Source organism: Thermofilum uzonense, from assembly GCF_000993805.1.
GTDB classification, from domain to species: domain Archaea; phylum Thermoproteota; class Thermoprotei; order Thermofilales; family Thermofilaceae; genus Thermofilum; species Thermofilum uzonense.
This window is the reverse complement of the sequence record NZ_CP009961.1, coordinates 902,113-915,101: the sequence shown is the minus strand read 5'-3', so window position 1 is coordinate 915,101 and position 12,989 is coordinate 902,113. Positions and strand designations below refer to the sequence as shown.

Sequence of the window (12,989 nt, the reverse complement as noted above, 5' to 3'; positions counted from 1 at the left end):
TCTTTAATACCCTAGTTATGTTTTCCTAGAAACGTTTTTAAGCAAAACATTACTCCTAACAAAACTCTCCAATGCATTCACTGCCAAATCCTCCCAGTTGTTTATCTCCAGCTTCTCGTTCATGCCTATGATCGAGACTCTTGGACGGTATTGAAAGTTAAGCATAACTAGGAGGCCGTAGAGTGAAGCTTGTACTTTCTCATAGCTCTTGAAGCCGTCATAACTCTTCAGCTCGGCAACCTCTACAGGCAAGCCGTCTACAAATAGAACCTGGTCAACCACACCGAGAAGCCAGCCAAACCGGAACCTCCAAGCCACTGGGAAGGGTGTCGAAGCCTTGTCCTCCTGCAATATAAGGCTCAAGTCACCCCAGAACTTCCTATGAAGAATAACACCTGCTTGAAGCCCTCTACCCCTCCCTCTCCCAAAAGGTTTAGCCACCTCCGTAACAGTGAAGGCCTCCTTCCGTGAAGACATTGCGTGTTCAAAACGCTCAAGACAGGATCTCAGCTGAGCTCCTAAAAAGCTACCTGGCATCGTGGAGCCCGTCCTCCTCGATTCTAAACTCTACACTCGCGCCACGGGCAACGCGCGGGCTGTCCAAGACCTCGAGGAGGAATGCATCGCCCGTTTTCTTCAAAAGGAAGCGGTGCGTACTTGCATGGGCTATAATGTTGCCTCCGGCCGGGAGCTTTACAGCGACGCCCCAAGCGCTAGGCACACTCACGACCTGATTCGTGATAACCGCGACGAGACTGTAGAGTCTAGACAGCCTCTTAACCCAGTCCAGCATATAATTTATCCTCTGTTGCCTCATGGCCAGCCACTCCCTACCCCTGAACTGAGCTCTATACAGCGCTATAACAGAGTCCACTATGATGAGCCTAGATCCACCTTTTACAAGCCGGGAAAGCTCCCTCACAACAAACTCTTCCAACTCGTCTACGCTCAAAGGTCTAAACACGTAAATATTAGCCAAGGGATCCTCTACACCAAACCTGGCAGAGATAGACTCAATTCTTTCAGGGCTAAAAGTCCCCTCCGTGTCGATGTATACCACGCCTCCTCCTAGACCACCTCTCGAAGGTGGCAGCTGAACAGTAACCGCGAGCTGATGGCAGAGCTGTGTCTTGCCCGAGCCAAACTCTCCGGCAAATTCGTGAATGTCATATACTGCTAACCCGCCACCAGTCAGTGCATCGATGGAGCTAACACCGGTAGTGAGGGCCTCTCTCTTCTTCAGCAATGAAGCATATTCCTTCCCAGGGATAGCCCGTGCCTCCCAGCCCACTATCCTTCTGGCGGTCCGTATAACTCTTAAGGCTCTCTCGAAGTCTATCCCCGTCAATTCCTCCAGCTCCTCAGGATTATAGAGGACAAGATCTTCGAGGTTCTCGATACCAGCAGCTTTAAGCCTCGAAATAGTGACTCTGCCTATATTCTCCTCTTTTGCGAGCTCGTCTATACTATGCACCCTCCTCACCACAGAACAGCTCGCCGTCAAGGAAGCATGTCCCACTCTTGTCACAGTAAAGCCTCCTCGTAAAACGCCAGGAACTAGCTAGAGAGGTAGTCCCATACACAACGACCGGGATCCTATAAGTTGATGAGATGCGGTCCAGAATATCAAGTGCATAGAGTATCCCTTCACGAACGTCCCTGGTGAAGCGCTGATCAACGTCCTCGACCACTACAGGCTTCCTGTTCTCATCTAGCTTCCGAGGCAGGTCGAACAGCAGGAATTCTAGAAATTCTCCGTCAAGGAGGGCAGGGACATATATGCAGCCTGGAATCTCGAGCTCGACGCCACTCGCTAGGCTGACGCCAAATGGTAGGCTCACTTTTCTACCACAGAACTCTACAGATACTGAGAGAGGTTGAAACAATACAAGCGTATCCCTGCTAAGCTTTAAAAGCTCCTCAGACATCTCTCCAAAAATAGCACGCACCTCCTCCTCCCTGAAAACCTTCAGGTGAACCCGCGAAAACTCCTCCCTACCAACAACTATAAGACCATTCATAAACCAACCCTCTCTCTCCCCCTCTGGGCTAGAACCTTCAGCCATGGGTTATCTGCCACGAAAGTGGGAACACTCTCCAGGCCAGTTAAAGCTCCTTGACTCTCAGTTATAGCTGGCTGTTCTCGCCTCTCAGATGGCACAGGTATTCCCAGGAATTCCCTAAGCTCCCCAAGCTTTCTATAGACGTTCAGACCTTTTTCTGATAGGGAGACAAGGTATATTCGACCCTTTTTACGTACGACTACCAGCGAGTATTTTTTTAAGAGCTCGAGTGCCTCCTTTGCAGTAGCCGCATTTCTCGACAATTCGACAAGTGTCTTTTCGCTATCCCCTATCCTCCAAACCCAAAAAATTATCCTCTCGAATTCATCCACAATATGATCGTTCTAATCGAGTATAAAAATATTATTCTACAACGTATCATTGTTATTATGCTTGAAGGCTGCGAAAATGACTTTAAAATGTAGATAGCTATCAAAGAGTTATGTCCGGATACTCCAGGAAAAAAGTCTTCTGCCCTCAATGCCAGGACTACGTAACACCTAAGGTTGTTCGTAACCTTACGCTTACCGGTGAGATTGTAATTGAGTATTATTGTCCCAAACACGGCTTTATAATGTCTGAGAGAAAAACCCTGGATCTCCCAAAGCGTAAAGTTACGCCGGGAGGAGTATACATAGTCTTCGAAGGGATAGACGGGAGCGGTAAGACTACACAGGCTGTAATGCTCTACGAGTACCTCTCAAACAGAAATTTCGAAGTGGTCCTCGTAAGAGAACCTTGGGTCAAAGCCATAAAGGACTTCCTTTACAAGCATGACCTTGACCCTGATGCCGAGGCTTATCTTTTTGCAGCCGACAGAATAATACTTCAAAAGGAAGTTGTACTCCCGGCTCTTGAATCAGGAAAAATTGTGGTTTCTGATAGGTCAGTCTTCGCAAGCCTCGCCTATCAGGTTGTTCGTGGTCTACCCGCAGACTTCATAATGGCAATCAACCGCTCTATAAGGCTGCCTGACATAGTTGTACTTCTAGACCTTCCTCTCGAGCTTGCTGTCAAACGCTTGGAAGCCAGAGGAGAAACAACGAGGTTTGAGGATCCAAGCTTCATGCAGAAGGTCAGGGAAAGATATCTAGAATTGGCTCGGGAATATAATTCACTCTTCATCGTTATTGATGCTTCTAGGACGATCCATGAGGTACACCAAGAGATTCTAACGAAACTAGCCGAGAAGTTGAAAAACAAGTCGATAAAGATCGATTTATAGTACTTTTTCCAGGAGCCACCAACTCTTTGAGAACACTGAAAACCCAGATCTTATAGCAGGCTGGATTCAACTCTTAGACCTTAGGAAAATAATTATAAAACATCTCGCTATATTCATGTCGGGTGTCTAGATGCGTAGAGGGTCTATAGGATCAATCCTTCTCCTCGTAGTTCTATTAGTCGGTATATCCTTTCTTGGAGGCTACTACCTCGGTAGTAGAGGAAGAACGATCACCATTGAACAGCCGCCTGCAACGGCGCCTTCCGGGATCAAGGTTGAAATTATAAACGACAGGGACTATTATCCAAAGCTCCTCTCCCTCCTCTCCTCTGCTAACAGGTCTATATATGTAGCGATGTTCGAGTTTAAGAGCGATACCGATGAGATTTCCCGAATAGTCGAGATCCTCATCGGCAAGTCAAAGAAGGGCGTCGACGTAAAGGTGGTTCTCGAAAACACCATCGATGACAATGAACTCACATACAGGAGGCTGCTCGCAAACGGAGTCCCGGTAAGGTTTGATACACGAGCCAAGACGACTCACGCGAAGCTAATCATAGTTGATGGAAGGTTTGTCATAGTGGGATCCCATAACTGGAGCTATATGGCCATGATGCGTAACCACGAGGCCAGTGTACTCATCGACAGCCCCGAGATAGCTAACGCGGAAACAGAGTACTTTATGCAGATATGGGGTGGCAACTAGTGGACAAGGACAGGCTTGTAGGATTCATATTAACGCTTTTCTCGTTGTTTACGGGGACTATCTTTATCTACTCCCTGTTCTTTGCCGGTGAAGCTATAAGCATGCTTGTCCTCAAATTAACAGCCGCGGTCACGATGGGATCCTTTTTGCTTGTAACTCTTGTTATAGGCTTATCTCTCCTGTTATCACCGCCCACAGTAAAGGTGGAGGAGATCGAGAGAAAACTTGCTGAAGAATTAAAGAAGTTGAAGGAGCAAGGTTATCCCTTTCCATGGCACCAGTAGTGGGCCAAGCTTGAAATACGACGTTTCCGAGTATTTTCTCGATGAAGCTCGGAAAAGTTTCTATTGATAACCTTCGTAGAATTCTTGAAACCGTAGGGCTTAGAGCAGAGCTAGACGCTAACCCTCTCAGTGAAGAAGAGGTTGTTTCAACAAATCCAGCTATAGGAGTCCCCTTGAAAACGCTCGGATTCTTTGCCTTTCACTACACTGCCTCGAATGTCGCCGTTGCCTTTGCCAAACCCATGTATGCGACACTCAACGTTTTAGGCCCACCCTCAACCACCGACGAAGAAATGGAAGAGGTGGTGAAGAGCTTCGTCGCCGAATGCAGGAAGTATCAAGTAGAGTTAAGAGGCGGGCATACAGCGCGCTACGAGGGCATCGAGTACCCCTTAGCCGTCTCAACAATAATTGGTAAACGGGTCAGACCAAGGCTTAACCCATCACCGGGTGACAAGGTATACCTTATAGGCACAATAGGAGCAGAGTCAGCCTGGCTCCTAGGAAAAAGCATCCCGCTTGAAGAAATGACCCCTCTCCCGAATGCATTGAAGCTAATGCGATTTGAACAGGTCAAGCTTCTCCACGACGTCTCGGAAGGCGGCGTACTCGGAGCCTTACTAGAGCTTAGCAAACATTATGGCTTCATCATAAAAGTTACAGCCCCAAGTATGCCCACCAATAAGGATCTACCAAGAGACTTTGACCCCCTCACCGCACCAACATACGGTGCACTTCTAGCAGTGACCTCCTCGCCCCAGGAGCTCGAAGCGGTCTGTCGAGACGAAGGAGTACAGTGCACCTCCCTAGCTGTCATAGTTGGTAAGGGGGAAGGAGTCGAGTACAAGTCTAAACTGTACTCTGAGCCACTGAGTACTCCTCTCATAGAACTTTACAACCCCTACACGCCTGGAGACCCTGAGCTGGCACAAGTCCTGCTCGCAGCAACCATGTTGATTAAGATTAAAGATATAGAGAGATTCATACCCGAGGTAGGCGCCAACATTGCTTATGCCAGGCGAGGCGCTTCCCGAACAGAGGATGTCGTCGCTCTAGACGGCAGGATAGTGAGAACGTCAAAGGGAGCAAGGATCTGCGGCAAGCCATCTTATGGATCCTCAAGGCACCTTGCACGGGTAATCCTCCAAGCCACTAGAAACAACCCTGACCTCAGGGCGGCTATAAACCTCAAGCCAGAACCAGTGCTCCTCAAGGGGCTAGAGCGGATAGGTCTAAACCCACTCGAGGTCAAAGCAGTTCCATCAGAGTGTCCCATAGAGCAGGCCTTACATGAGGGATCGAAGGCTTTAGCTCTCTACTACCGAAACCTGCCGAACCTTGAGCCTTCTCTCGTAATACTAGGTGACGATCCAGTGAAGCTTGTAGAGCTGGTTAGACTGGCCTTGTCTAATATCGGTGCTCAGGAAAAAACTTAATACCAGGAAGCCCCTCTAAAAGAAGGAATGATGACTAAGCTTGCCCCCCGGTGACCTGTGATCCGGATTGCCGCGGACTGATAAGAAAACATATAATATGTTCTAACCATAACTGGAAATCTATGACAAAGCTCCTATACCAGATCGACAGCTACCTACGTGAGTTCGAAGCAACAATAACGCGCGTAGAAGGCGAGAAAGTATACCTCGACCAAACAGCTTTTCACCCTGGTCCAAGCGGGGGACTAGACACGGATACAGGTTGGCTTATTCTCCCCGACGGAACCAAGTTGGAGGTCATTAGGGCTGTCGAGGAGCCCAATGACGTGGCCCACATCCTATCATCACCTACAGTCCTCACAACCGGAACAAAGGTAAAGGGGATAATAAACTGGGATCGACGTTACAGGATGATGCGCTTACACACAGCCAGCCACGTCTTAGCCGCAATTCTCTACAAAAAATACGGTGCACTCGTAACGGGAGGCCACATCCAACCGGAAGGCGCACGGGATGATTTCGACTTGACGGGAGTCGATGACTGGAAAGCGGCACTGAGCGAGGCTATTTCCGAGACAAACAAGATTCTAAAGAGCTGCCTCGAGGTTAAGGTATACTGGCTCAAGCGGGATGAGGCTCTCAAAATCCCGGGCATCGTAAAGCTAGCCGGCCGCCTCCCTCCAGAAGTAGAGGAAATCAGAATTGTTGAGATTCCGGGTGTTGACATACAGGCGGACGGTGGACCGCACGTCAAGAACACTTGCGAAGTCGGAGAGATTGTTCTACAAAAGACGGAAAGCAAGGGTGCAAAGAGAAAGAGAATCTACTACACTCTCACACCCTGATCAAATATAGAATTCTTCTAATATAGAATTTTGACTCTTTTAGCCCTCAACTAAAGCTACGTTTTTTAGAGTTCGTTATATTTAACTGGATAGAAACGTCTTCAGCATACACAATATGTTCTCCTATTCTGTCAGAAGGTGAAGTTTTTGAGCAAGAGAGTATAAGGTTTACACGTGAGCCTAGAGGTTATAGAGGTCTTCTCCAGATACTCAGTTGAATACGACTCCTGGTATAAAACGCCATATGGTCGAGCTGTTCTCGAATCAGAGGCAAACCTTCTCAATCTCCTTCTCCCAAGCGGGGTCGGGTTAGACCTCGGCTCTGGCACTGGAGTCTTTGCCGAAAAACTAGCCCTTAACCGGGAGATAGTATGCCTTGATCCTACCTCTGAGATGCTCGTGTTGGCCAAGTCTAGGTGTCAGCATTCCGTGCTTGCTGTCGGCGAGCATCCCCCGTTAAGGGTTGGTTCTCTCGACTTCATTTACGCTGTGACTGTTTTGGAGTTTTTAGAGACCCCTTTGGAAATGATGGTAGCTGTTAAAGGTCTCCTAAAGCCTAACGGCAGGCTAGTACTGTTGTCTATTGAAAAGAATAGTCCTTGGGGCAGGATGTATGCAGAAATTGCTGAAAAGGGAACAGACCCCGTGATCTCGATGGCCAGGTTATATACCTTGAGCGAAGTCGAGGAGTATCTGAAAACTGCGGGATATAAGGTTTATGAGAGGGCATTCACGCTAGACTATGAACCATTAACAACTCCAAGCAAACCCCCTAGGCTCTATATTGGGGAATATTGCTCATCATGCGGCGTTTTTGCTGTCGTAGCAACACCTACCTAGCATTTTTCCCCTTGTTTAATCCGACTTTCCCGTTAATTGTTTAATATTAAGTCCCGTTACTTTTCCCGCAATTTTTGAAAAGAATCCCGGCCACCTGGCTGCAGCCTCTACTAGAAAGGATAGCGTCACTGTTCCAGCTGTCACCCGCTCTAAGATTTCCTGAGGGGCTCTCTCAAGGAGGGCTGCTCTCTCACTGGGAGGGCTTTCCTCGAGAAATCTAAGTATTCCGAGCTGTACCTTGAGGTTGAGGTCCAGACCGAAGCTAGAGATAGTCCTGTTAAAGCTGGCCTGGCCCGTGAGGTCTCTGTGCAGAGCTACAGCAGTTATCATCGAAGGCCTTATGCCCTCCCCTGATAGAGGCATCACTGCACCCAAAGCTTCTCCTATCCTGTAAACGCCATCACTATAATGGCCTAGGAGCCCGCCTGAAGCTATAGGGCTACCCTTGACACCCGTTATCTCTCTCAGTCTTATACGTCTGATCAAATCGTTTAGAAGCCTTTGAAGCACATCATGCTCAGCTAGCCCACCAAAACCAGCCTTAACTCTCTTATCACCAGTAGGGAAGACCCAAGCATATCCAACAATTTCGGGGAAAAAGTAAATCTGAATCTCGTCCTCGACAATCTCCTCTGACATACCCTCAACCTGCAGAGCGAGAGCCTTCTTTCCACTATAAACCGGATGCCCCCTAGCATCAACGATTAAGTCGAAGTCTTGAAGTTTCTCAGGCGAGGTCCACTTCCTGACAACCTCGACGCCCTCTAAGAGATATTTAAGCAAAGACTCCTTATCCACAATATACCCGTAAAACTTCCCATGACTCTCCTTGGAAACTTTTGCACCAACGTAAACCTTGTACCCCTTAACCTTAACAAGCACACTTTCCTCGGGAACCCTCAAAACCCTCTCAACACTAAATGGTAAGCCGCCCCCACAGGGCTTTGAGGCAAGCCTTGGAGCCCCCTCAAAAACCTTAACCTCGAAGCCGTCGTCAACTAATAGCCTGGCAAGGTAGGCTCCCGCAGGGCCAGCCCCAACTATTGCGACTCGCCTAAACCCTCCTCCAGTGCTCATACACTACACCCTTCTCAACAATATGGAGAATCTTAAAGCCGTCCCTTACCAGTGATTCTGCAATAAATCTCCTATGACACCTGAACCATAGGCGCTCAGCACACAGCACCGCTACAATGTGACTCCTGGCGATTTCCTCGAGTCTGGACAGGCCCCTACGGTACTCTTCAGTCTCCATATATGACTCGTAGCCCCCCTCCTGTATCCCCCCAGCGTGTCTCCAAGCCATACATATTTTATCCCATGTTTCTCAAGCGTTTTTCTCAAGTTATCCCTAGTGAACAGGGGGATTCTGCTGGACTCTGGCCATCTACGTACATCAACTACAACCTCTACGTGAAATTCAACGAGAATGGATAATAACTCACTTATGTCTCGGCCCCCATAACCAATTGTATAAACTATGTTATTGGAGGTTTCTGAGGAGTTGCTCGAACTCGTCTATCGTCACCTTGCTAAATTGGAGGATGACTTGAACCTTGTCCGGCTTAACGATGGTGACGATAGCGTCTCTGTATACCCCTTTAACTAGGGGGCCAAACCTTGCTGTAACCTTCCCCTCTTTCTCGATGAGGCCGACTATTTTGTCGATGCAGTCTTCTTTCACGTTGAAAACGTAGGTTTTGGAAGAGGCACATACAAGTGTGCGCGAGATAACGCACATAAGGGCTCTTGAGTCCTATTCAAAAAGATATAATATATTTTTGTTTCGAGTGCTCCGCAGTCATTTTCGCTGAGAGTTATGTGGGAATCCCGGCTCTTTTGTTTGCTCTACTCCAGTAAAACTCAAACAGCAAGTTGAAGCTACGTCTCGCCCGAACAGATTTAGTCCACTTTTCATCGATTATTCTACCTGTAGTGAACGCCTCCTGCGTTAGCCTGAATAAGTCTTCTCGAGTAGTCTTGCCGTAAAGATACTCCTCGCGTAGCCTCATAGCCCTTTGGAAGAGCTCCCTCTCAAAAGCTTCTATTTCACTTCTGATATCCTTTGCGTAATCCGGGTACGATGCAAGCAACTTCCTGTGCAACCTCTCGTGTATCCACCAGTAAGCCTCAGGGTTGTAGCGATTCTCCGGCCTAGGACCAAGGTCGGGGAGACCAGCCTCAAGGAAGACAGGCTTATAGAGCGATATGCATGGTGAGGATGTTCCCGTGACGAATATGATTGGCGTCTTCTCGTAGAGAAGTGCTATCATCGAGTTCGCGGTCTGGCTTGGCCTTGTAGGTCCCCCGGCATGCATGCATATATCCCGCATCGATCCTCGTATCGGTGAATAGTTTGCGTTTACGGTGTGGCTTCTCAAAAGACGGCTTACTCCTACGAAGTCGATTGAGCCCTTATGCGCTTCGAGATAGCTCTGGGTAAATCTATGCCTTTCCCTCCCTCTAGCAACCGTGGTAAAGAATAAGTCCGAGAAATGCTTAGCAAAGTCAAAGCTCTCCTGACGTCCCAGCTTTTCCACGTACTGGGTTAAGCTACTGCTGCACCTGTCCCAGCCTTTACTTATTGAGAGAGCGTTAGATATGCTTCTTACATCCTTTACTCTCTCTGCAACCCAGTATTTTCCCGCAGTCTCGAGAACCCAAGCCTCATTAGGGTCAGATATTATGAACGAGTTGTGATAGTAGAGCTTGCCTTCTCGGCTGCAGTTTCCGCCCTGACCGTACTCCTCGATGAGCCCCGTTATGACTTCGAGAGCTTCTCCCGCCGTCTTAGCCCTTTCTAATCCTAGACGCACTAAGTCCATTCCTGTGAGTCCTTCCTTGCTATAGGGAACCTTTGTGAAGACGGCCTCGTTCCCGATAGCAACCCCGAACTCGTTTACTCCCATCTCAGCACCCCACATCCACCAGGGGCGAGAGAGAAAGACAGCATATGTCTCATTGACCTGCGGAACGGAGATATAAGTGCACTTGACGTAATCCTCTTCGTGTCTTTGCCTGGGTATAATCTCTATGTACTGGGCCTCGTTGGGCTCCCTATCGCTATTCTTTGCAAAAATAGTAACCTTGTAAGCAGTAGAATCTTTTAGGGCGACAATAGTATCGCACACACTGTGCTAAGGCTTAAGAGATATATATTTACAAGCTTTCACTTAAGTGGAGCTGAGCCTTTTTATTGGCATGCCACTTGCCCGGTTTTCAATCCAGCCCTTACAAGCACTTCTTCCGGGATTTCGGGCCCTCCGGACCATATGATCCTACCCTCGTTCATCACGTAGACTCTACTCGCTAGCCTGTTGACTAGATCAACAGCCTGGGTAGCGAGGAGTATACCCTTGCCGGCTTTCCTCAGAGAGCAGACCACTTTCAGCATAATATTAAGGTTGCCCGGGTCAATGTTGGCTGTGGGCTCATCTAGGAGGAGGTACTCTGGATCGTAAACCAGTATCGATGCAAGAGCAACACGCCTCTTCTCTCCAAAGCTTAGACTATACACTGGCCTGTGAAGTATATGCTCGATGTTGAGCAGGGAGGCTACTTCCTTTACTCTCCTCTCCTTATCTTGGGGCGGCAATCCTAGCTGGTCGAGCGTGAACATTAACTCGTCCATCACTGTAGGGTTAAACAATTGATCGTCAGGATCCTGGAACAAAACCCCTATTCTTCTCCTCGCCTCTGGCAGCTGAAGCCGAAGCTCCACGCCTTCAAGGGTTACCTTTCCCGATCTAGCGTTTAGAAGCCCGGCTAGGGCGAGTATGAGGGTTGTTTTCCCGCTACCGTTTGGCCCGAGAAGAGCTACTATCTCCCCCTTGTTGACTACAAGGCTTACTCCTTTCAAAACTTCACCGGTTGTGGGTAGTGACACCCAGAGATCCTCGCAGCCAAACACGATTTACACCAAGCAGGCGACGATTAATATAGCTGCTAAAATGACGATCGTAATTTCCCCTAAATCTGCTCTGTATGATCCTCGCTTTACTCTCAACTCTCCAAAGTTCCTTGCGGTAAACGCCAGTCTGGCCCAATACGCCTTAATAAAGCTTGCAGCCAAAATGTCTCCCACAATGCTAAGTGAGATCCTCCACGTCGGCTCTCTATTCACCGTGAATACTCTGGCTTCACGTGCAACAAGCATCTTGTCAGCCTTAAAAGCGAAGAGCGGTATGAACCTTAACGTAAAGGCTACATGTTCACCCATATCTCCTAGAGCTTTCAAGCCCCTCAGCCCGTTTAAGAGTCCACGCCACCCCATGTAGCTGTAAAAAGCGGTGAAGACTGAAGCCGATGCGGTAGCCCTAGCTATGAAGGTTGCTGCGTCAACAGAGCCTTTGAAGTTAAGCTGTGGACTTACGTAGACTGGAAAGGAAACAATAAAGGAGAATAAGGCCGAGATTACTGTGACTATAAGCCAACTTTTCTCCTTCCTAGACGCAAAGGCTAGAACACCGCTAAAAACCACTACCGCGGCAAGCGCCAGCAAGGAGTTTGAAAAGGAGGACACAGCGGTGAGCAGTAAGCCTGCAATGAGAACTAAACTGCTGTAGCTCAAAGATGTCTCACTGCTTGAAAGCTCTTCGAGAATCCTTGCGGTCAGGGAAAAAACAATATCTTTAGCTTTCAACCCTACAACCTCGTCAGCTTAAGGAAAACAAATGCTAAGACAAGAACGACAAGCACGCCTATGACACCGGAAACGATATATCCTAGCCAGTCAGGGAGACCGGGCACGGTGTAGTCGAGCAAGGGTGTCCAGTTTATCTCCTCTGTAGTCTCGTTCAGGCCAAGCATACTAGCGGCGATGTCGAGGGGCTCGTGATACCCGATTAGGCTTGCCAAATACACTCCGAAAATTGGACTAATGACGAGTAGCAGGCCGATAAGGGTAAAAGCCTTCTTATATTTTATGAAATACTCTCTCATACTCAAGTTAATCACCCCTTGATAAGGGTGGGATGCCTGGCTTTTAGATAGGCGTATACACCAGCGGTTATAGCCCCCTCAACAACACCTAGAACAGCGTGCCATCCACCCATCACTGGAACAGTGATTCCTAGCCCATAAAGAAAGCTCGAGGATAACCCCAGCTCGACCCCGCATACAATTCCTGCTAAAGTTATGCTAAGCCAGCCCGCCAGAAAGCTCGCTATGACCTTATATTTCTCCGGGGCAAGCCTGTAGACAAAATAACCTGTGAACACGGCTACCACCCCCATGTTGAGAATGTTTGCTCCGAGGGTTGTGATACCCCCATCGTGGAATATTAGCGCCTGTGTCAACAGTACAAGAGCCATTGCGAGGTAAGCTAGCCAGGGCCCCACGAGGATTGAGGCAAGAGCCCCGCCTACAAGATGCAATGATGTGCCTCCAGGTATAGGCCAGTTCAGCATCTGGGCGACGAAGATCGCTGCAGCAAGAACAGGTAGTAGGGCTTTAGTCTCCTCGGGAGCATGCTTGGCCTTTTTAAACGCATAGAAGCCTACGGCCAGAGAAATAAGATAGGTGACCGCGCACGTTAAGGGGTCAAGGTATCCGTCGGGGATGTGCATGTTTATCGCATAACATCCTATAT

17 protein-coding genes and 1 pseudogene are annotated in these 12,989 nt (G+C 48.4%); 6 read left to right on the top strand and 12 right to left on the bottom strand.

Annotation, left to right across the window (positions count from 1 at the left end; all coding sequences use genetic code 11):
• Positions 1-15: 15 nt before the first annotated feature.
• Genes MA03_RS04630 through MA03_RS04615 form a run of 4 tightly spaced genes read right to left on the bottom strand, consistent with a single transcriptional unit; the run spans position 16 to position 2,395 of the window.
• Complete coding sequence (locus tag MA03_RS04630; RefSeq protein ID WP_052884156.1) at positions 16-537, bottom strand: hypothetical protein; 522 nt, start codon at positions 535-537, stop codon at positions 16-18.
• On the bottom strand, positions 527-1,474 hold the full coding sequence (gene radA, locus MA03_RS04625) for a DNA repair and recombination protein RadA (protein ID WP_219731621.1): 948 nt from the start codon (positions 1,472-1,474) through the stop codon (positions 527-529). The genes MA03_RS04630 and radA overlap by 11 nt, the downstream gene beginning before the upstream one ends.
• Entirely contained in the window at positions 1,467-2,021 is a 555-nt protein-coding gene (locus MA03_RS04620) for a hypothetical protein (protein WP_052884154.1), read from the bottom strand. Before MA03_RS04620 ends, radA begins: the two co-directional genes overlap by 8 nt.
• On the bottom strand, positions 2,018-2,395 hold the full coding sequence (locus MA03_RS04615; protein WP_052884153.1) for a hypothetical protein: 378 nt from the start codon (positions 2,393-2,395) through the stop codon (positions 2,018-2,020). The genes MA03_RS04620 and MA03_RS04615 overlap by 4 nt, the downstream gene beginning before the upstream one ends.
• 110 nt (positions 2,396-2,505) lie before the next feature.
• Between MA03_RS04615 and tmk the strand changes: the two genes are divergently transcribed.
• The 6 genes from tmk (at position 2,506) to MA03_RS04585 (ending at position 7,399) form a co-directional block, all read left to right on the top strand.
• Positions 2,506-3,288 carry a dTMP kinase gene (tmk, locus tag MA03_RS04610; protein WP_052884152.1) on the top strand — a complete coding sequence of 261 codons (783 nt, stop codon included), beginning with the start codon at positions 2,506-2,508 and terminating at the stop codon, positions 3,286-3,288.
• A 130-nt stretch (positions 3,289-3,418) separates the two neighbouring features.
• Complete coding sequence (locus tag MA03_RS04605; protein WP_052884151.1) at positions 3,419-3,994, top strand: phospholipase D-like domain-containing protein; 576 nt, start codon at positions 3,419-3,421, stop codon at positions 3,992-3,994.
• Positions 3,994-4,278 carry a hypothetical protein gene (locus tag MA03_RS04600; RefSeq protein WP_052884150.1) on the top strand — a complete coding sequence of 95 codons (285 nt, stop codon included), beginning with the start codon at positions 3,994-3,996 and terminating at the stop codon, positions 4,276-4,278. The genes MA03_RS04605 and MA03_RS04600 overlap by 1 nt, the downstream gene beginning before the upstream one ends.
• 41 nt (positions 4,279-4,319) lie before the next feature.
• Entirely contained in the window at positions 4,320-5,714 is a 1,395-nt protein-coding gene (locus MA03_RS04595; protein WP_052884149.1) for a thiamine-phosphate synthase family protein, read from the top strand.
• A 122-nt stretch (positions 5,715-5,836) separates the two neighbouring features.
• Positions 5,837-6,559 carry an alanyl-tRNA editing protein AlaXM gene (gene alaXM, locus MA03_RS04590; protein WP_052884148.1) on the top strand — a complete coding sequence of 241 codons (723 nt, stop codon included), beginning with the start codon at positions 5,837-5,839 and terminating at the stop codon, positions 6,557-6,559.
• A 174-nt stretch (positions 6,560-6,733) separates the two neighbouring features.
• Entirely contained in the window at positions 6,734-7,399 is a 666-nt protein-coding gene (locus tag MA03_RS04585; RefSeq protein ID WP_052884147.1) for a class I SAM-dependent methyltransferase, read from the top strand.
• Between the two features lie 15 nt (positions 7,400-7,414).
• On the opposite strand, the gene MA03_RS04580 is transcribed toward MA03_RS04585, so the two are convergent.
• The 8 genes and pseudogenes from MA03_RS04580 to MA03_RS04545 all read right to left on the bottom strand — a co-directional run bounded on the left by MA03_RS04580 (position 7,415) and on the right by MA03_RS04545 (position 12,966).
• On the bottom strand, positions 7,415-8,476 hold the full coding sequence (locus MA03_RS04580) for an NAD(P)-binding protein (protein WP_052884146.1): 1,062 nt from the start codon (positions 8,474-8,476) through the stop codon (positions 7,415-7,417).
• Positions 8,454-8,830: pseudogene (locus tag MA03_RS04575) on the bottom strand (DUF488 domain-containing protein). Before MA03_RS04575 ends, MA03_RS04580 begins: the two are co-directional and overlap by 23 nt.
• Positions 8,831-8,882: 52 nt before the next feature.
• Positions 8,883-9,140 carry a hypothetical protein gene (locus tag MA03_RS04570; protein WP_052884144.1) on the bottom strand — a complete coding sequence of 86 codons (258 nt, stop codon included), beginning with the start codon at positions 9,138-9,140 and terminating at the stop codon, positions 8,883-8,885.
• Positions 9,141-9,216: 76 nt separating this feature from the next.
• Entirely contained in the window at positions 9,217-10,530 is a 1,314-nt protein-coding gene (locus tag MA03_RS04565; RefSeq protein WP_052884143.1) for a C69 family dipeptidase, read from the bottom strand.
• A 62-nt stretch (positions 10,531-10,592) separates the two neighbouring features.
• Positions 10,593-11,309 carry an energy-coupling factor ABC transporter ATP-binding protein gene (locus MA03_RS04560; protein ID WP_052884142.1) on the bottom strand — a complete coding sequence of 239 codons (717 nt, stop codon included), beginning with the start codon at positions 11,307-11,309 and terminating at the stop codon, positions 10,593-10,595.
• A gap of 3 nt (positions 11,310-11,312) precedes the next feature.
• Complete coding sequence (locus tag MA03_RS04555) at positions 11,313-12,041, bottom strand: CbiQ family ECF transporter T component (RefSeq protein WP_052884141.1); 729 nt, start codon at positions 12,039-12,041, stop codon at positions 11,313-11,315.
• 2 nt (positions 12,042-12,043) lie between these two features.
• Positions 12,044-12,340 (bottom strand): PDGLE domain-containing protein, encoded by a 297-nt coding sequence (locus MA03_RS04550; RefSeq protein WP_052884900.1) that lies wholly within the window; start codon positions 12,338-12,340, stop codon positions 12,044-12,046.
• An 11-nt stretch (positions 12,341-12,351) separates the two neighbouring features.
• A complete protein-coding gene (locus tag MA03_RS04545; RefSeq protein WP_052884140.1) occupies positions 12,352-12,966 on the bottom strand; it encodes an energy-coupling factor ABC transporter permease in 615 nt (204 codons plus the stop codon).
• Positions 12,967-12,989 lie beyond the last annotated feature (23 nt).